Below are 17,682 nucleotides of genomic sequence, written 5' to 3'. Positions count from 1 at the left end.
CGGGCCCGGGGCCCATACAAACGTATGCGGTGGAATTGTCAAGGTCCGGGCCGAATGTCGCGTTTTCACACGTGGAGGGCGGTTCTTGACGCCCGCAATCGTTTGAGGCACTGTGGCCGCAGTCGCCGTCCCGAAGGGTGTGCCAGTGAGTTCTCGCAAGGTGGCGGTGCTCGGCACGCGCTACGCCGATCTGGGCATCGAGGAGGAGATCCTCGGCCCGCTGGACGTGTCGCTGGTCCTCGGTGACGGCGGCTCCGCGAGCGAGATCCTCGCCGTGGCCGCCGACGCGGAGGTGGTGCTGGCCGGCTCGCGACCTCGGTTCGACGCCGCCGTCCTCGCCGGTCTCGGGTGCCGCGGCATCGTCCGGTACGGCATCGGCGTGGACACGATCGACCTGGCCGCCGCCACGTCGCGCGGGATCGCCGTCGCGCGGGTGTCCGACTACGGCACCGAGGCGGTGGCCTTCCACGCCGTCGCCACCGCCATGGCGCTGTTCCGCCGGCTGCCCGAGGCCGACGCCGCGCTGCGCGGCGGCGCCTGGGGCGTGGCGGGGGTCCGTCCCCTGCACCTGCCCAGCGCGTCGATCGCCGGCGTGGTCGGCTACGGCCGGATCGGCCGCCAGGCGGCCCACTACCTGCGCGGGCTCGGGTTCACCGTGCTCGCCCACGACGAGTACGTCGAGGTGCCCGAGGGCGACGGCGTCCGGTCGGCGTCCCTGGACGAGGTGCTGTCGACCGGCGACGTCGTCACGCTGCACGCCCCCGGCGACCCATCCGGGCGCGCGCTGCTCGGGCCGCAGGAGCTGGGCCGGATGAAGGAGGGCAGCGTCCTGGTGAACACCTCCCGGGGCTCGCTGGTCGACCTGCCCGCCCTGCTCGCCGCCCTGGCCGCGGGCCGGCCGCGGTTCGCCGCGCTGGACGTGTTCCCCGCCGAGCCGGTCGACACCTCGGTGTTCGAGCCGGTGGCCGACCGGGTGCTGCTCACGCCGCACATGGCCTGGTACACCGAGGAGTCCGAGGCCGACATGCGGCGCAAGGCCGCTGCGGAGGCCGCCCGCCTGCTGCGTGGCGAGCCGCTGCGCGAGCCCGTGGTCTGAGAGAAGGAGCCCTCATGCAGTACGACCTCGCGAACATGACCAGCCCGGAGGCTGCTGAGGCGGTGGCCCGCTCCCGGACGGCGGTGCTGCCCATCGGCAGCATCGAGCAGCACGGGCCGCACCTGCCCAACGGCACCGACACCTTCGCCGCGGAGCTCGTGGCCCGGGAGGTCGCCGACCGGCTCGACGCGGTCTACGTGCCGTTCGGCCCCTACGGCGTCACGCCGATCCACGCCGGCCACCCCGGCACGGTGAACCTGCGCCGGGAGACCTTCGAGGCGCTGCTCACCGACATCTGCACCGAGCTCGTCCGCATGGGTGTCGAGACGTTCGTGCTGGTCAACTGGCACGAGGGCAACATCGCCTCGATGAACGCCGTCGCCACCGACCTGCAGGACCGCTTCGACGTCACCTTCGTCGCCGCGCAGGCGTGCTATGTCGCCCAGCGGCTCTACCGCGAGGAGGGCGGCGAACTCACCCACGGCGGGGGCATCGAGACCCTCGCGATGCTCGCCCACGACCCGGAGCTGGTGAAGGCCGACCGGGCCGGCGAGCCGACCCGGCCGCCCGGCGCGATCGAGATGGACGCGATGCGCCGCTCGCACGAGGTCTACGGCTTCATCACCGACGTCACCGAGCTCTGCGACGACGGCTGGTTCGGCAATCCGGCCTGGGCCACGCACGAGCGGGCCGAGACGTTCACCAAGGTCGTCGCCGACGGGGTGCTCGAGCTCCTCGACGGCGTCATGAAGGCACGCGACATCCGACGGCAGCAGCAGGAGAGGTAGGAGCGCAATGGCACAGGACAAGGTCCGGCTGGCTTCGGTCGGCCTGGGACGGTGGGCGCGGGTGCTCGCCCGCGGCATCCAGCGCGGCGACCAGGTCGAGATCTACAGCTGCTTCAGCCGTGACGAGGCCAAGCGCACGAAGTTCCAGGAGGAGTACGGCGTCCCGAACGCCGCCTCCTCCTACGAGGAGCTGCTGGCCGACGAGGCGGTCGAGGGCGTGATCGTCACGACGCCCAACGACACGCACAAGGACGTCATCATCCAGGCGCTGCGCGCCGGCAAGGCGGTCTACACCGACAAGCCGATCGCCCACACGCTGGAGGACGCCAACGCCATCGCCGCCGCCGTCGAGGAGACCGGTCAGGTCTTCGCCGTCGGCCACAGCTCGCGCCGGCTGTCGGGGCACCGGGAGATGAAGCGCTGGATCGACGACGGTCGGATCGGCGACATCTCGCTGGCCGAGGCCAACTTCTCCAACGAGCGCGGTCTGGAGCTCACCCCGAACACCTGGCGCTGGTACGCCGACAAGAGCCCCGGCGGCGCCTTCATCCAGCTCGGCGTCCACCACGCCGACACCCTGCAGTTCCTGCTCGGCCCGGTGAAGAGCGTCACCGCGCACATGCGCAAGCTCTACACCAAGGCCGAGGTGCCCGACGCGATCATGGCGATCCTCGAGTTCGAGAGCGGGCCGCTGGCCTACATCGGCACCGGCTGGGCCTCGCCGGGCGTCTACTCGATGAACCTGCTCGGCACGAAGGCGAACCTGCAGTACGACCTGGACTTCACGCACTGGGACGAGTCGCACCAGGCCGACGACTGGTCGTCGCTGAAGTCGCAGTTCTACGGCGAGGCCGAGCGTCAGCCGGTCGAACTGCCCCGCACCGACATGTTCCGCGAGCAGCTCGAGGAGTTCGGGCTGGCGTGCCGCGGGCAGGCGCAGGTCGAGGTCGGCGCCACCGAGGCGGTCCGCGCGCTCGGTGTCGTCCGGGCGGCCATCGAGTCCTCCAAGCGCAACGGCGAGTCCGTGCTGCTCCAGGAGGTCATCGAGAAGACCGGCACCGGCGAGTAACGCGGTCCCTACGTCCGCACGCTCGCGTCAGGCCCCCTGCAGGGGCCCGGCGCGAGCGTGCGAGCGTTGGGGGCAGGGGGTCCTTTCACTGACCCGGCCGTTCGCCGTCCGTCGAGCAGGAGGCACTGATGCCCGTCGTCCCCGCGGGGTCCCTGGACTTCGCCGCGCTTCCGGGTCGGCTGTCGGCGAACCCGCTGCCGCCCGGGCTCGACGTGGGCGCCAGCGCGCGGGTGGTGCGCATCGCCCCCGGCCCGCGGACCCCGCACGTCCACCCCCGCAGCGCCGAGGTGGTCTACGTGGCCGGCGGCACGGGGACGGCGTGGGAGGACGACGTCCCGACGCGGGTGGGGGAGGGGGACCTCGTCGTCGTCCCCGCGGGCGTGCCGCACGCGACCGTCGCGTCGGGCACGTCCGACCTGGTGCTGGTCTGCTTCTTCCCGCACGCCGACCTCGCGGCCAACATCGAGGAGCTGACCGGCCCCGTCCGCACGGCTCTGTGACTCCCGGTCGAGATCGGCGATCTCGCACGCCTTGGCGGTCCAAGGTGCGCGAGATCGCCGATCTCGCCGGGGGTTGCTCAGGCGAGGTGGGTGGTGAGGCGGCCCAGGCGCTCGATCTCCACGACGACCTCGTCGCCGGGCTGCAGGAACCACTGCGGGGTCCGCGCGACGCCGACGCCCGGGGGCGTGCCGGTGACGATGATGTCGCCCGGCTCCAGCGTCATGGTCCGGCTGAGGAAGCTCACCAGCTCCGCGACGCCGAAGACCATCTCGCGGGTGCTCGACTTCTGCACCGTCCGACCGTTGACCTCGCAGGAGATCGCCAGGGCCTGCGGGTCGGGCACCTCGTCCGCCGTGACCAGCCACGGCCCCATCGGCAGGAACCCGTCGATCGCCTTCCCGAGCGTGAACTGGGTGGTGGCGCGCTGCAGGTCGCGGGCGGAGAGGTCGTTGGTGCAGGTGTAGCCGGCGACGTGGTCCAGCGCGTCGGCGGAGTCGACGTCCCTCGCCGGCCGGCCGATGACGACGCCGAGCTCTGCCTCCCAGTCGACCTCCTGTGTCGCCGCGGGGATGGCCACGGTCGCGCCGTCGCCGACGACGGAGTTGGCGAACTTCGCGAACAGCATGGGCACGGTGGGCAGCGGCTTGCCGGTCTCGGCCGCGTGGTCGCGGTAGTTGAGGCCGATGCAGAGGATCTTGCCGGGGCGGGGGACCGGGGCGGTCAGGGTCAGCCGGTCGAGCGGGACGGGGTCACCGTCGGTCGCCGTCTCGGTGCCGGCCAGCCAGGCGACGAGGTCGGTGCCCATCGGCACCACCGCGTCGCCGTCGATCCGTCCGAAGCCGCCGTCGTAGGACACCAGGCGCACGGGGTCGTTCCTTCCTGAGAGGTGGGGGTGAAGTCGGGTGGGGGGAGTGCCGGAACGGCACTCGGCGCCGGCCGCTGAGTCGCGGCCGGCGCCGAGGCGCTAGGGAGTAGGGACTAGTCCAGGTTGCCCGGCTCCACCTCGAGGCCGAGGTTCTCCTGCGCCTCGGTCAGGCAGGAGAAGTCGGCGTGCTCGCGCCAGTCGAAGCCCTCGGGAACGTTGCCGGCGGCGATCATGCCGTCGTTCCACTCGTCGAAGGAGTCGAGCGGAGCGCCACCGGTGAGTGCCCAGTTCTGCTCCATCTCGATCTGCCACTCGTCGAGGTCACCCTCGCTCGGCGTCTCGCCCCGTGCTTCGGCGATGGCCACGGCGGCGTCCTGGTTGTCCATGTAGTCGTCGCCGGCGGAGATCCACTGCTTGGCGGCGATGCGTCCCTCGAGGTACGCGCACACCGCGTCGCGGTTGTTCTCCATGGTCTCCTCGGTGACGACCCAGACCTCCTGGGGCACCCGGTTGTACTCCTCGACGATCATCTGGCCGCCGGCCTCCTCGAGCGGGAGGACGTGCCGCGGCTGGAGCGCCGCGACGTCGATCTGACCGGCCAGCATCGCCTGGAGCCGCTCGTCGGAGCCGCCCTCGACCTGGACCCACTCCATGCTCTCGGGGTCGACGCCCAGGCCCTCGAGCATCTCCTCGGCCACGGTGATGTTGCGGTCACCCGCGGCACCACCACTGACCTTGAGACCCTCGAGGTTGTTCGGGTCGACGCCCTCGCGGATGCCGAGGAAGTACGCCTCCGAGTCCTTCTCGACGCCGATGATGGTCATCGGGATGCTGCCCTCGGCCAGCGCCGACCAGATGACGTCGGCCTCGCCCTGGGCCACCCAGACGTCGCCGCCGGCCAGACCGGCGATGTACTCGTCGGTCGCGAAGACCTCGGCCTCCTCGGTGAAGCCCAGGTCGCCCCAGTAGCTCTCGTCGGCGACCATCCAGGCGAGCTGGTTCATGAAGTCGTCGCCGTCGATGGCCAGGCGCACCTGGTCGAGACTCAGGCCCTCGCCGTCGCCACCGCCGCCGCCGCCCCCGTCGTCGGACCCACAGGCCGCCAGCAGGGTTGCGGCCAGCAGTACCGCCGGCACTCGGAAGTGCTTCCTCATTGTTCGCCCCTTCTCGGTGAACATCCTTCTCGTGCCCGTGACGACGACGTCACGTGTCCTTGTGCTGGGCTCAGGCCCGTGACGCTCAAGCCCGCCACACGCTGACCTTTCGCTCGAGCAGCTGGGTGAGCCCCACCATCGCGACGCAGAAGAAGACGAAGATGAACAACATCGCGTAGGTCTGGGCGCTGTTGAACGTCTTGCTGGAGAGCGCGATGATGTAGCCGATCCCGGTCGCGGCGGTGAACAGCTCGCCGATGAACAGGCCGATCAGGCCGCGTGAGACGCCCATCCGGATGCCGGTGGCGATGAACGGGACGGTCGCGGGCATGACCACCGACCGGAACAACCGGACCCGTCCGGCGCCGAAGGACCGCGCCGCCTTGATCAGCGAGTTGTCGACGGTCTTGACGCCCTCCATGACGACGACGAGCGTCGCCGGGACCGCGGAGAGCACGATGATCACGATCCGGGCCGTGTCGTTGATGCCCACCCAGAGCAGGACCAGGGGCATCAGGATCAGGCGCGGCGTGGTGTAGATCGCCCAGATGTAGGGCGACAGGATCCGGTCGACGATCCGCACGCCCCCGATGAACAGCCCCAGGGGGACGGCGATGATGATCGAGATGACCATCCCGACGACGTAGACCCAGAGGCTGATGCCGAGGTTGCCCCAGAGGATGCCCTCGGTGTGCATCTCGACCAGCTCGGCCCAGACCTCGGTGACCGAGGGCAGGAAGAGCTTGGGGACGTCGGTGTAGGTGGCGGCGAGCTGCCAGATGATGAAGAAGATCGTCAGGTTGATCGTGCCGATGACCCACCGCTGCTTGCGGCTGTAGACCCGGCGGCGCCCGGCCCGCCGGTTTCCGCGGGTCGTCTTCTTGGACGGCGCGGTGACCGACGTGGGGACCGTCGTCGGGGTCACCGACTGCGTCGCGGTCACAGGGCGACCTCCTCACGCCAGCGGCTGGCGTAGTTCTCGAGCTGGCGGGAGAGGCTGACCAGGAACAGGGCCAGGGCGATCAGCGTGGCGGTGAAGGCGAACATCCGGCCGGTGTCGAGGTCGCGCATGGAGCGGATCACCTCGGTGCCGATGCCGCCGGTGCCGACGGTGAGCTCGATGATCAGCAGGCCGACGAACCCACGGCTGATGCCGTTGCGGACGCCGCTGGCGATGAACGGCAGCGTGTTGGGCGCGATGACCTTCGTGAACAGCTGGACCCGGCCGGCGCCGAAGCTGCGGGCCGCGCGGACCAGCGACTGGTCGGTCGTCTGCACGCCGTCCTTGCAGCTGAGGATGATCGGGATGATCGCCGAGAGCACGACCAGCCAGATCTTGATCTCGGCACCGAAGCCCAGCCACAGCACCATCAGCGGGGCCAGCGCGATGCGCGGCATCGCGAAGAAGCCCCACAGGTAGGGCGACGTGATGAGGTCCGTGGTCGGCGACATGCCGATGATCAGCCCGAGCGGGATGCCGACGACCAGCGAGATCGCCATGCCGATGCTCATCGCGTACATGCTGTTGGTGACGGCGGCCCACATGGTGCCGTCGACGGCCGCCTTCGACCACTCGTCCCAGACCTCGACGGGGCCGGGGAACAGGATCGGGTTCGGGTCGAAGACCAGGATCGACAGGTGCCAGAGGCCGATGAAGACGGCGAAGGCGAGGACGCCCGGCCCGCGCTTGCGCAGCAGCCGCTCGAACCAGGACTTCTGCCGCTTGGCCGGCCGTCGGGCGGGCGGCTCGGCGGCCGCGGTCGTGGCCTGCGGGCCACGGGTGGCGGTAGCGGCCATGTCAGATGCCGCCCCCCGAGCCGGCGTCCGTCGCGTGGTGGCCGGCGGCGGCTGACACGGCCATCTCGGCCTCGGACCGCTCGGGGTGCTCGGAGGACAGCAGCTGCCAGACCCGCTCGCGCAGCGCCTGGAACTCGGGCAGCTGGCGGCTCGCGCGGCTGCGCGGCCGCGGCAGGTCGACCTCGATGATCTCCTTGATCCGCCCCGGGCGGTTGGTGACGACGGCGATCCGGTCGGCCAGCGTGACGGCCTCGTCGACGCCGTGCGTGATGAAGATGATGGGCTGACCCGTCGTCGCGACGATCTTGGTCAGCTCCTCCTGCATGATCTCCCGGGTCATGGCGTCGACCGCGGCGAACGGCTCGTCCATGAGCAGCAGGCGGGGCTCGGTGACCAGGGCGCGGGCCAGGCCGACGCGCTGGCGCATGCCGCCGGACAGCTCGCGGGGGTAGGAGTTCTCGAAGCCGGAGAGGCCGACCATCTTGATGTAGTGGGCGACCTTGTCCTTCGTGGTCGAGTCGACCCGGCCCTGCATCTCGAGGCCGAAGCGGACGTTCTTCTCGACGGTGCGCCACGGCATGAGTGCGTAGTCCTGGAAGACGACCGCGCGGTCGGGCTCGGGGCCGGTGACCGGCTTGCCGTAGACCTTGATCTCGCCGGCGGCGGGCTCGACCAGCCCGGCGACGACGTTGAGGAAGGTGCTCTTCCCGCAGCCGCTCGGCCCGACGATCGCGAGGAACTCACCCTCGCGCACCTCCAGGTTGAAGTCCTCGAGGGCGATCAGCGTGCTCTTCTCGCGGCTGAGGTCGTACTCGACGGAGACGCCTCGCGCCTCGACGGCGATCGCCCTCGACCTGTAGTCCTGTTGTGCTGGCACCTGCATCGACTCCCCTTGACCCTCGCCCCGACGTTCCGCCTGATGTTTCGGCGACCGCGCATGTTGCAATCGATTGCCTGCGGGGGTCAGTATCGCCAGGTGCCGCGAAGGTGTGTCAAGGATTACAGCCGAATTGCTGCGGAGTCGTCGTAGATGGGATCACATGTGGACGGTCTGCACTCTCGGAATCACGGAACGCACACGCCGCGCCGCGAAGGTGGCAACGGGTACGCTCCCGCCGTGCGGCCACCGACCCTTCGTGATGTCGCCGAGGCCGCGTCGGTGCACGTCGCCACCGCGTCGCGGGCGCTGAATCCCGACACACGTTCGCTGGTCAGCTCCACGACCGCCGAGCGCGTGCTGCAGGCGGCGAAGGCCCTGGACTACCGGCCCAACCCGATCGCCCGCAGCCTTCGCACCGCACGCACCGAGACCGTCGGCCTGGTCATCCCCGACCTGACGAACCCGCTGGTCCCGCCCATGGTCCGGGGGGTCGCCGACGTGCTGGCGCCGGCCGGGTACGACGCCTGGATCGTCAACACCGACAACGACCCGGACCGCGAGATCGCCCAGATCGAGTCGCTACGCGACAAGCAGGTCGACGGGCTGATCGTGGCCACCGCCCGCCTCGAGCACCCGTTGCTCGAGCAGCTGCACGACGAGGGCGTCCGCATCGTGCTGGCCAACCGCCTGCTCGGTGCCGGTCGCATCCCCTCGGTCACCGCCGACAACGCAGCGGGCAGTGCCCTGGCCGTCGACCACCTCGTCGCGCTGGGGCACCGCCGGATCGCCCACGTGTCCGGGCCGCAGACCCTGTCGACGGGCCTGGTCCGGCGCCGGGGGTACCTGCACGCCATCCGCGACCACGGCCTGCCGGAGGACCCGGAACTGCTGGTCACCTGCGCGGCGTGGACGGAGGAGGAGGGGGCCCGCGCCTTCGGCAGCCTCCTCGACAGCGGCGTGGAGTTCACCGCCGTCGTCGCCGGCCACGACCGCGTCGCGCTCGGCTGCTACGACGCGCTCGCCGCCCGGGGTCTGTCCTGCCCCGGCGACATGAGCGTCGTCGGGTTCAACGACATGCCCTTCATGGACAAGATGCGCCCGGCGCTGACCACGGTGCGCGTCGCCCACTACGAGGTCGGTGCCGAGGCGGCCAGGCTGTTGCTCGACTCCTTCGCCGACCCGGGCCGGCCGGCGCGCGGCGTGCTGCTCCAGCCCACGCTGGTGATCCGGTCGTCGACCGCGCCACCGGCGTGATCGTCGCCGGCACCGTTCACGCGGTTCCGTGACCGGAGCCGCGAGCCTGCGCTGGTTGTTCGTGCAGGCGGCGCTGATCCACGCCTCGTACAGCGTCGTGCGGCCCATGGTCAGCTACCGGGCCCTGGACCTCGACGCGGGGAGCGCCCAGATCGGTGCGCTCGCCGCCGCGTTCGCCGTCCTCCCGCTGGGGCTGGCGTTCGTCGTCGGCCGGCGGGCGGACAGCCTGGGGCCGCGCCGGCTGATGGTCGCGGGCTCGCTGCTGCTGGCCCTCGGCTGCGTGGCGGCGCTGCTGGCGCCGGGATTCGTCGTCCTGCTGCTGGCCGCCGCGGCGCTGGGGCTCGCGCAGTTGCTGGTCATGGTGGGCCAGCAGACGACGGTGGCCCGCAGCGCCGGCGGCCTCGACCGCGACCGCGGCTTCGGGTCGCTGACCGCCGCGGCGTCGGTCGGGCAGATGGTCGGCCCGCCGGTGGCCCTGTCCCTGGCGGGCTGGCTGGCGGTCCGGGGCTGGTCGGAGAGCGTCGTGGGGCTCGGGGTGGCCGCGGTGGTGGCGCTGCTGGCATCCGCCCTGCTCACCCGGCACCGCGGTGGCGCGGCGGGAGAGGGCGCGGTCGGCGAACCCATCACGTCCCGGCGGGCGTTCTCGGAGCTGATCCGCACGCGGGGCATGTGGCAGGCCATGGTGACCAGCGGAACCGTGCTCGCCGCGCTCGACCTGCTGCTGGCGTTCCTGCCCGCGTGGGCGGAGGAGCGCGGTGTCTCGGTGACCACGGTCGGGTGGCTGCTGGCGATCCGAGCCCTGGTGTCGTTGCTGTCGAGGGTCTTCGTCGTCCGGCTGATCGCCGTGTTGTCCCGCCGGTGGACCTTCCTCGGCTCGCTGGTGCTCGGGGTCGCGGGGCTGGCCCTGCTGCCGTTCGTCGACGTCGCCGGCGCCGTCGTGGTCATGTGCCTGCTCGGCGTGGGCCTGGGGCTGGCGCAGCCGCTGACGCTGTCGTGGGTGTCGAACCTGTCGGCGCCGAACGCGCGCGGCGCGGCGATCGGGCTGCGGCTGACCGCGAACCGGCTGGCGCAGACGGTGCTCCCGCCGGCGATCGGGCTGGCCGTCGCCGACAGCGGGACCACCGGCGTGTTCCTGGGCAGCGCCGCGGTGCTGGCGGCCGCGACCGGGACGGTGCTGCGGCGGCGGCTGGACTGAGGCCCCGCCCGTCGATCAGTGGCCGCGGACGGCCCACGCGCGCGCGGTCAGGCTGATCGTGCCGTCGTCGGCGGTGGGCAGCCGGTCGCGCAGGGCCTCGCGCAGCGCCGTCCGCCGGCCGTCGTCCAGGGAGGCCACGTACGACGGGGCCGGCGCCTGGGCGGACAGGAACGGCGTCCAGTAGTCGTCGAAGTCGGGGAACACGGTCGGGACGACGATCTCGGTGACGTCGACCCCCGCGAGCCCGGCCGTGGCGGCGAGGTCCCGGAGCGGGTCGGGCCGGCAGAGCGCGAACCGGGACCCCTCGTGCTGCGCGGCGGCGGCCGGGTCGAGCTCGACGGCGACGTCCCAGAACCACCGCATCATCTGCATCCCGCCCGCGTAGTCCCAGACGTAGAACGCGACGGTGCCCCCGGGCCGGGCGGCGCGCCGGAACTCGGCCAGCGCGGCCGCGGGGTCGGGGACGAAGTTGAGCACCAGGCCCGAGACGACCGCGTCGACCGAGTGGTCGGCGACGGGCAGCGCCCGGGCGTCGCCGAGGGCGAACGTCGCGCGCGGATCGGGGACGGTGGCCGCCGCGTGCCCGAGGAACCCGGGGGAGGGGTCGACGCCCAGCACCGAGGCCGGTGCCGCGTCGAGCAGGACGGCCTCGGTGAGCGCCCCGGTGCCGCAGCCGACGTCGAGCCAGCGCAGCCCCGGGGGCAGGTCCAGCCAGGCGACGAACCGCTCGGCCACTCGGCGGCTCCACCGGCCGACGTAGGGCTCGTACCGCTCGCCGCTGGACCACGTGTCGCTGCCGGTGCCCGTCCGTGCCACGAGTGCCTCCCTCGGGAGGGATCGTGGCACCGGACGGGCCGGCGCGGCGGGCGGTTCAGCGCCGCGCGAACAGCGACGCGAGTTCGTGGGCGGACTCGCGGGTCGGGGCGGACGCGACGATCCGCCGGAATTCGCGGTCATCACGGAGGCTGGCGCGCTCGGCGCGGTGCCGCGCGTGGGTGGCCCGCGAGTGGGCGAGCGCGGTGCGGAGACGGTTCATGGCGATGGGTCCTCTCTCAGGGGCGGGGCAGGGCGCTCCGGACGGCGAGCACGTCGCCGTCGGGAGTGACGGTGGAGTCGGGGAGGAGGCGGCGGATCAGGCCGAGCACGGGCTCGTTGTCCGGCTGCACGGTGGCGGTGAGGACGGCGACCCCGCGCTCGGCCGCCAGGCGCGTCAGCTCGGCGAGCAGCTGGCGGCCGACCCCGAGGCCCTGCCAGTCGTCCTCGACGACGATCGCGAGCTCCGCTGTCGACGGGTCGCTCGGGGAGCGGTCGTAGCGGGCGACGCCGATGACCTCGCCGCCGACCACACCCACCACCGCTTCGCGGAGGTCGTGGTCGACCCGGACGAGGCGGCGGACCGCCTCCACCGGCAGCCGGCGCAGCGGGGCGTGGAAGCGGCGGTACACGGTGTCGCGGGACAGTCGCGGCCACAGGCGCCGGAGGCGCTCGTCGTCGTCGGGCTGGACCGGCCGGGTCGCGATCGCGAGATCCATGACTCCTCCTGAGTTCGTGCGGCGAACTCTGCTCCTCCAACTCCGGTTCGTCAAGTGAACTCAGCATGGCTATGCTGAGTTCGTGAGCGAGACGCTGTGGGACCGGTCCGGGTGCTCCGTGGCGGGCACGCTGACCGTGGTGGGGGAGAAGTGGAGCCTGCTGGTGCTCCGCGAGGCGTTCTTCGGCGTGCGCCGCTTCGCCGACTTCCAGCGGATCCTCGGCGCACCCCGGGCGGTGCTGACCGATCGGCTGGGCACGCTCGTGGCGGAGGGGATCCTGCGGCGGGTGCCGTACCAGGCCGAGGGCGAGCGTCAGCGGCACGAGTACCGGCTGACCCAGAAGGGCGTCGACCTCTATCCGACGCTGGTCGCCCTCATGCAGTGGGGTGACCGGTACCTCGCCGACGACGGCAGTGGGCCGGTCCGCCTCGAGCACGCGGGCTGCGGGGCGCCGGTCCGCCTCGCGCTGGTCTGCGAGAGCGGGCACGAGCTCGCCGGCGCGCGCGAGGTCCGGCCGGTGCCGCCCGCGGGGAGCCGCCCGGCCTGAGCGGTGCGTCGGTGGGCCGGTTCGCCGCGATCTGCCGGGCATGGCAGGGTCGATCCCTGCACGCGCCCGCTCCGCTCGCCGTCCGGAAGGACTCCATGGGTCAGCAACTGGCCGAACGTCTGCGCTTCCTGCGCGCGTTCATCGCTCATCCGCGACAGGTGGGCGCCGTCCTGCCGACCTCCCGCTTCGCCGTGCGCGACATGCTCGACATGGCCGACGTCGCCGGGGCCGACCTGGTCGTGGAGCTCGGTGCGGGCACCGGCGTCTCCACCGGCGAGATCCTCGCCCGGCTGCGGCCCGACGCGCGCCTGGTCGCGCTCGAGATCGACCCCCGGCTGGCCGAGGTGATGGAACAGCGCTTCCCCGACCCCCGCCTGCAGGTCGTCTGCGACTCGGCGGAGAACGTGCTCGAGCACCTGGGCGACGAACGGGCCGACGTCCTGGTGTGCGCCCTGCCCTTCACGTCGCTGGAGCCCTCGCTCCGGCGCCGACTGCTCGACCTGCTGCCGCTCAGCCTCGCGCCGGCCGGCACCGCGGTGGTCATCCAGTACTCGCCGCTGATCTCCGGCGAGCTGCGCAGGCGGTTCCCGTCGGTGCGCCGGCGGATCTCGCCGCGCAACGTCCCCCCGGCGTTCCTCTTCGCGTGCTCGCTGGAGGAGGACGCCGTGCCCGCGGACGTCGAGGGCCCGGCCGCGGGCTGACGGTTACCGGCGGGAGAAGAGCCGCGAGAACAGGCCGCCGTCGGCGGCCGGGGCTGCGTCGTCGGTGTGGCCGGGGCACCGCTGCGCCGTCGGGACGCCGCGCATGACCTGGTCGACATGCTGGCCGCAGCCCGCCCAGGTGGTCTTGCCACAGGTCCGGCATGCCACAGCTCGGCACATGGGTCGCTCCTTCGCTCGTCGGTCGTCCTGGACTCAGGACGCTTCCGACTATACCCCAGGGGGTATCAGGATTCCGGCATCGCCCAGGCGGAGAGTTCGGCGAGGGCGCTGACCGCAGCGGCTCCGAGCGCGTCGACCTCGCCGGCGAGCACGTGCAGGGGCAGTGGCTCGGGGGACCGCAGCTGGGACGTGAGCCGCCCGGCCACCATCCGGACGCGCTGCTCGCCGGTGCCGTCGGCCTCCGCCGCGGGGCCGGCGCCGATGCTCCACGGCTCGCCGATCTCGGCGCAGAGCCCCGGCAGGCGGCGCAGGAGCTCCGCGCACGCGGCAGCCAGCCGCCACCACGTGCCGGCCTCGAGAGTGCCGGCCCCGCGGGTTCCGGCATCGGCCCAGCGCAGCAACCGGACGACGTCGCCCCACACCACGTCAGAGACCACGCACCGCACGACCGAGCGGACCGGCGGACGCCGGGCCAGGACCAGCTGCGTCGTCGTCGCCGGGTCGTAGAGCCACTGCCGGGTGCCTGCGTCCATGACCCCGACCGTGGCGCGCGGGGCGGGGAGGGAGCTGGGCACCGGCTGCCCGTTCGCTGTCAACGGCCACCCGCCGGGGCGTACAGGTGATCCACAGGGAACGCACGGCTTCGCTCCAGCCGGCGGGGTGACCGTGTGTCCCGAGTACCCCCGGACGTATCGAGGAGCCCCCGTGGACGACGGATCGACGAACACCCCGCACAGCGGATCCCGCTGGGAGCCGCCGGCGGCCGCGCCCGGCACGCCCGTGAACCCGGCGGCCGGCGAGACGGCGGAGATGCCGCACCCGCCGGCCCCGCCCGGGGCGCAGGAGGCGTCGGTCACGCCGGCGGCGATGGCCGCCGAGGCGCCGGCCCGCCCGGCCCGCCGACGGCGCCTCGGCCGGCGCGCCGGGATCGCCGCGGCCGCGGCCGGGCTGCTGGCCGTCGGCGGCCTCGGCGGCTGCGCCATCGGTCACGCCGCCGACGGTGGCCCCGACGACAGCGCCGTCCAGGGGTCCGTGCCCGGCGGCGGTCTCCACGGCCCGCGGGGCGACGGTGACGGTTTCCACGGCCCGCGGGGCGACGGCGACGGGCGCGGCGGTCCGCGGGACTTCGACGACGACGGGTCAGCTGACGAGGACGGGTCCACAGACGAGGACGACGCCGATTCGACCGACGGGGACGGGGACGGGACGACATGAGCGTCGCCACCGCCGAGCTCGCGCCGTCGGTGGCAGTTGTGGGCGCGCGGGACGGGGGCCGGCGGGCCCGCTTCGACGCCGGTGTCCGGCTGATCGCGGGCATCGGCCTGGGGGCGAGCCTGCTGCTGGTGTCCTCCTGGTGGGCGGCCGGCGGGGGCCTGCAGGACCTCGCCGGCTGGCAGACCGGCCTGGAGTCCACCGGGCGGCTGACCGGGCTGATCGCCTCGGATCTGCTGCTGGTGCAGGTGCTGCTGATGTCGCGGCTGCCGCTGCTGGAGAAGGCCTTCGGTCAGGACCGGCTGGCGCGGCAGCACCGCGTCGTCGGCTTCACGTCCTTCAGCCTGATGCTCGCGCACCTCGTGCTGATCACCTGGGGCTACGCCGCGGGCGAGCTCGCCCGGACGCCGGCCACCCTCTGGGACCTCACGGTGGACTACCCGGGCATGCTGCTCGCCGCCGCCGGCACGGTCGCCCTGGTCATGGTCGTGGTCACCAGCATCAAGGCCGCCCGGAAACGGCTGCGCTACGAGTCGTGGCACCTGCTGCACCTCTACGCCTACCTCGGCGTCGGCCTCGCTCTGCCGCACCAGCTGTGGACCGGGCAGGAGTTCCTCACCTCCCCGGGTGCCACCGTCTTCTGGTGGGGGCTGTGGGCGACGGCCGCCGTCTCGGTGCTGGTCTGGCGGATCGCGCTGCCGCTGTGGCGCAGCGCCCGGCACGGTCTCCGGGTCACCTCCGTCGTCCCCGAGGGGCCGGGGGTGGTCTCGGTGTACATGACCGGCCACGACCTGGACCGGCTCCCCGCCGAGGCCGGCCAGTTCTTCGGGTGGCGCTTCCTGACCGGGCCGGGCTGGAGCCGCGCGCACCCCTACTCGCTGTCCGCGGCGCCCGACGGCCGGAGCCTGCGGATCACGGTGAAGGAACTCGGCGACGACAGCGCCCGGCTGCGCCGCCTCCGGCCCGGCACCCGCGTGCTCGTCGAGGGTCCCTACGGCCGGCTCGGCGACCGCGCCCGCACCCGGTCGAAGGTGGCCTTCATCGGGGCCGGTGTCGGCATCACCCCCCTGCGCGCCCTGGCCGAGGAGGTCGACTACGCGCCCGGCGACGCGGTCGTGCTGCACCGCTTCACCCACCGGCCGCTGTTCGGGCACGAGTTCGCCGTCCTGGCGCGGGAGCGCGGGCTGACGGTGCTGAACCTCCCCGGCCACCGGCGGGCTCCCGGCTCCTGGCTCGGGGCCGGCGTCGGCACCGCCGACGACACCACGGCCCTGCTGCACTGGGTGCCCGACATCGCCGAGCGGGATGTCTACGTGTGCGGCCCCGAGGCGTGGGCCGAGGACGTCCGGCGCTCCCTCGAGGCCGCCGGGCTCCCGCCGGAGCAGTGCCACGTCGAGAGCTTCGGATGGTGAGGCGATGAGACGGATCATCCTGTGGTTCATGGGCACGGTGAGCGCCGTCGTGTTCCTGTTCGGCTACTCGACGTCGACCGCCGGGCCCGGCGTGGTGGGCGGGCAGACCGCGGTCTTCTCGTCGGGTACGTCGACCACCGGGGGTGCCGCGTCGGGTGGGACCGACCCGAACGCGGGCTCGACGGTCACCGGCACGGTCGCGCAGACCCGATGGGGCCCGGTGCAGGTCGAGCTGACCGTCTCCGGTGGTGCCATCACCCAGGTGTCGGTCCTGCAGTACCCCGACAGCAACGGGCACGACCGGCAGATCAACAGCTACGCGCTGCCGATCCTGGTCCGGGAGACGATGGACGCCCAGGGCGCGAACATCGACATGGTCAGCGGCGCCACCGTGACCAGCCGGGGCTACCTGGAGTCGCTGCAGTCGGCGCTCGACCAGGCGGGGCTGTGACGACGGCGAGCCGGCTGCGCATCCGGCGCTACGTCGAGCACTCGATGGGCATGCCGATTTCGCTCGCCCTGCGGGGCCGGCACGCCGACGACGACCGCGGTCGGGACGCGTGGGCGGCCGCCATGGCGGTCCTGCGCCATGCGGACGCGACCTTCAGCACCTACCGCGACGACTCGTTCGTCTCCCGCCTCGGCCGGGGCGAGATCGGCCTGGCCGACTGCCCGCCGGAGGTCGCCGAGGTGCTGGCGCTCGGGGAGGAGGCCCGGCGGCAGTCCGCCGGCGCCTTCGACGTCCGCCGGGTCGGGCCCGACGGGCGGGTCGTGCTGGACCCGAGCGGCGTGGTCAAGGGTTGGGCCGCGGAGCGCGCCGCCGCGCCGCTGCGGGACCTGCCCGACACCGACTTCTGCCTCTCGGCCGGCGGCGACCTGGTCTGCCGCACGCTGGACCCCGGGGCGCCACCCTGGCGGATCGGGATCGAGGACCCGATGGACCCGCAGCGGATCGTCGCCGTCGTCCCGGTGGCCACCGGCGCGGTGGCCACGTCGGGCACCGCGCACCGCGGCGCTCACCTGGTCGACGCGCGGACCGGCCGCCCGCCCCTCGGCGTCGCCTCGGTCACCGTGGTGGCGTCGTCGCTGACCTGGGCCGACATCGACGCCACCGCCGCCTACGCGCAGGGGCCCGACGCCGCGGTCTGGCTGGGCACGCGCCCAGGCCGCACGGGTCTGGTGGTGTGGGCCGACGGGTCGACAACGACCGTCGCCGGCCCGCCCGTCTAGCTGAACCTGCGTCTGGCAGCCTCGGCCTGAAGGTGGCCTATGGGACGCATCCGCTCCATGAACGATGTGCGCAAGGCAGCAGTTCTCCGACCTGAAACTGCTTGTTAGCGCACATTGTTCGGCCTCTGAGACGGACTGGAGCCGTCGCGGGCCGGTACCCCAGACTGGGCCGCTCGCTGATCGAGGCTGAGGGACACCGCTTGTACCGGGTGGTGCTTGGGGTTACGGATCCTCCTCAGCCAGCTGTTCATCGGTGCGCCAGGCTGGCC

Annotated in this window: 22 protein-coding genes; 12 read left to right on the top strand and 10 right to left on the bottom strand. The window is 72.8% G+C overall.

The features are described from left to right. Nucleotides 1-145 precede the first annotated feature (145 nt). The 4 genes from ABD644_RS11415 (at nucleotide 146) to ABD644_RS11400 (ending at nucleotide 3,453) form a co-directional block, all read left to right on the top strand. On the top strand, nucleotides 146-1,096 hold the full coding sequence (locus ABD644_RS11415) for an NAD(P)-dependent oxidoreductase (RefSeq protein ID WP_344688986.1): 951 nt from the start codon (nucleotides 146-148) through the stop codon (nucleotides 1,094-1,096). 14 nt (nucleotides 1,097-1,110) lie between these two features. After that, the gene (locus ABD644_RS11410) at nucleotides 1,111-1,884 is read left to right on the top strand and encodes a creatininase family protein (RefSeq protein ID WP_344688985.1); all 774 of its coding nucleotides are present in this window, start codon (nucleotides 1,111-1,113) and stop codon (nucleotides 1,882-1,884) included. 7 nt (nucleotides 1,885-1,891) lie between these two features. Continuing rightward, nucleotides 1,892-2,953 carry a Gfo/Idh/MocA family protein gene (locus ABD644_RS11405; RefSeq protein WP_344688984.1) on the top strand — a complete coding sequence of 354 codons (1,062 nt, stop codon included), beginning with the start codon at nucleotides 1,892-1,894 and terminating at the stop codon, nucleotides 2,951-2,953. A 128-nt stretch (nucleotides 2,954-3,081) separates the two neighbouring features. Then, entirely contained in the window at nucleotides 3,082-3,453 is a 372-nt protein-coding gene (locus ABD644_RS11400) for a cupin domain-containing protein (protein ID WP_344688983.1), read from the top strand. Between the two features lie 77 nt (nucleotides 3,454-3,530). On the opposite strand, the gene ABD644_RS11395 is transcribed toward ABD644_RS11400, so the two are convergent. The 5 genes from ABD644_RS11395 to ABD644_RS11375 all read right to left on the bottom strand — a co-directional run bounded on the left by ABD644_RS11395 (nucleotide 3,531) and on the right by ABD644_RS11375 (nucleotide 8,147). Then, complete coding sequence (locus ABD644_RS11395) at nucleotides 3,531-4,319, bottom strand: fumarylacetoacetate hydrolase family protein (protein WP_344688982.1); 789 nt, start codon at nucleotides 4,317-4,319, stop codon at nucleotides 3,531-3,533. A gap of 113 nt (nucleotides 4,320-4,432) precedes the next feature. Further along, complete coding sequence (locus ABD644_RS11390) at nucleotides 4,433-5,473, bottom strand: ABC transporter substrate-binding protein (protein ID WP_344688981.1); 1,041 nt, start codon at nucleotides 5,471-5,473, stop codon at nucleotides 4,433-4,435. A gap of 85 nt (nucleotides 5,474-5,558) precedes the next feature. Next, nucleotides 5,559-6,416 (bottom strand): ABC transporter permease, encoded by an 858-nt coding sequence (locus tag ABD644_RS11385; RefSeq protein WP_344688980.1) that lies wholly within the window; start codon nucleotides 6,414-6,416, stop codon nucleotides 5,559-5,561. Then, nucleotides 6,413-7,270, bottom strand: a complete 858-nt coding sequence (locus ABD644_RS11380) for an ABC transporter permease (RefSeq protein WP_344688979.1) — start codon at nucleotides 7,268-7,270, stop codon at nucleotides 6,413-6,415. Before ABD644_RS11380 ends, ABD644_RS11385 begins: the two co-directional genes overlap by 4 nt. Nucleotide 7,271: 1 nt before the next feature. Then, a complete protein-coding gene (locus ABD644_RS11375; RefSeq protein ID WP_344688978.1) occupies nucleotides 7,272-8,147 on the bottom strand; it encodes an ABC transporter ATP-binding protein in 876 nt (291 codons plus the stop codon). A gap of 240 nt (nucleotides 8,148-8,387) precedes the next feature. Between ABD644_RS11375 and ABD644_RS11370 the strand changes: the two genes are divergently transcribed. Both ABD644_RS11370 and ABD644_RS11365 read left to right on the top strand, forming a co-directional pair. Then, nucleotides 8,388-9,404, top strand: a complete 1,017-nt coding sequence (locus tag ABD644_RS11370; RefSeq protein WP_344688977.1) for a LacI family DNA-binding transcriptional regulator — start codon at nucleotides 8,388-8,390, stop codon at nucleotides 9,402-9,404. Nucleotides 9,405-9,432: 28 nt separating this feature from the next. Then, a complete protein-coding gene (locus ABD644_RS11365) occupies nucleotides 9,433-10,599 on the top strand; it encodes an MFS transporter (protein WP_344688976.1) in 1,167 nt (388 codons plus the stop codon). Nucleotides 10,600-10,614: 15 nt separating this feature from the next. Here ABD644_RS11365 and ABD644_RS11360 read toward each other — a convergent pair whose 3' ends face one another. The 3 genes from ABD644_RS11360 to ABD644_RS11350 are packed head-to-tail and all read right to left on the bottom strand — an operon-like array spanning nucleotide 10,615 to nucleotide 12,131. Further along, nucleotides 10,615-11,415, bottom strand: a complete 801-nt coding sequence (locus tag ABD644_RS11360; RefSeq protein ID WP_344688975.1) for a class I SAM-dependent methyltransferase — start codon at nucleotides 11,413-11,415, stop codon at nucleotides 10,615-10,617. 55 nt (nucleotides 11,416-11,470) lie between these two features. After that, nucleotides 11,471-11,635, bottom strand: coding sequence for a hypothetical protein (locus ABD644_RS11355; RefSeq protein ID WP_344688974.1), 165 nt, complete (start codon nucleotides 11,633-11,635; stop codon nucleotides 11,471-11,473). A 16-nt stretch (nucleotides 11,636-11,651) separates the two neighbouring features. Next, nucleotides 11,652-12,131, bottom strand: coding sequence for a GNAT family N-acetyltransferase (locus tag ABD644_RS11350; protein WP_344688973.1), 480 nt, complete (start codon nucleotides 12,129-12,131; stop codon nucleotides 11,652-11,654). A gap of 82 nt (nucleotides 12,132-12,213) precedes the next feature. Between ABD644_RS11350 and ABD644_RS11345 the strand changes: the two genes are divergently transcribed. Next, on the top strand, nucleotides 12,214-12,678 hold the full coding sequence (locus ABD644_RS11345) for a winged helix-turn-helix transcriptional regulator (protein ID WP_344688972.1): 465 nt from the start codon (nucleotides 12,214-12,216) through the stop codon (nucleotides 12,676-12,678). A 95-nt stretch (nucleotides 12,679-12,773) separates the two neighbouring features. Continuing rightward, nucleotides 12,774-13,379 carry a class I SAM-dependent methyltransferase gene (locus tag ABD644_RS11340; protein WP_344688971.1) on the top strand — a complete coding sequence of 202 codons (606 nt, stop codon included), beginning with the start codon at nucleotides 12,774-12,776 and terminating at the stop codon, nucleotides 13,377-13,379. A gap of 3 nt (nucleotides 13,380-13,382) precedes the next feature. On the opposite strand, the gene ABD644_RS11335 is transcribed toward ABD644_RS11340, so the two are convergent. Then, nucleotides 13,383-13,559: a hypothetical protein gene (locus ABD644_RS11335; protein ID WP_344688970.1), complete on the bottom strand. Its 177-nt coding sequence runs from the start codon at nucleotides 13,557-13,559 to the stop codon at nucleotides 13,383-13,385. A gap of 65 nt (nucleotides 13,560-13,624) precedes the next feature. Next, complete coding sequence (locus ABD644_RS11330) at nucleotides 13,625-14,092, bottom strand: hypothetical protein (RefSeq protein WP_344688968.1); 468 nt, start codon at nucleotides 14,090-14,092, stop codon at nucleotides 13,625-13,627. Between the two features lie 172 nt (nucleotides 14,093-14,264). Between ABD644_RS11330 and ABD644_RS11325 the strand changes: the two genes are divergently transcribed. From ABD644_RS11325 to ABD644_RS11310, 4 genes are read left to right on the top strand one after another with little or no spacing between them, the layout of a single operon-like run. Further along, a complete protein-coding gene (locus ABD644_RS11325) occupies nucleotides 14,265-14,774 on the top strand; it encodes a hypothetical protein (protein ID WP_344688967.1) in 510 nt (169 codons plus the stop codon). After that, entirely contained in the window at nucleotides 14,771-16,183 is a 1,413-nt protein-coding gene (locus ABD644_RS11320) for a ferredoxin reductase family protein (protein ID WP_344688966.1), read from the top strand. The genes ABD644_RS11325 and ABD644_RS11320 overlap by 4 nt, the downstream gene beginning before the upstream one ends. Before the next feature lie 4 nt (nucleotides 16,184-16,187). Beyond that, nucleotides 16,188-16,634: an FMN-binding protein gene (locus tag ABD644_RS11315; RefSeq protein WP_344688965.1), complete on the top strand. Its 447-nt coding sequence runs from the start codon at nucleotides 16,188-16,190 to the stop codon at nucleotides 16,632-16,634. Further along, entirely contained in the window at nucleotides 16,631-17,413 is a 783-nt protein-coding gene (locus tag ABD644_RS11310) for an FAD:protein FMN transferase (RefSeq protein WP_344688964.1), read from the top strand. Before ABD644_RS11315 ends, ABD644_RS11310 begins: the two co-directional genes overlap by 4 nt. Nucleotides 17,414-17,682: the final 269 nt, after the last annotated feature.

The sequence above is a fragment of the Blastococcus jejuensis genome, assembly GCF_039534705.1.
GTDB lineage: Bacteria > Actinomycetota > Actinomycetes > Mycobacteriales > Geodermatophilaceae > Blastococcus_B > Blastococcus_B jejuensis.
This window is presented reverse-complemented; position numbering and strand designations above follow the sequence as displayed.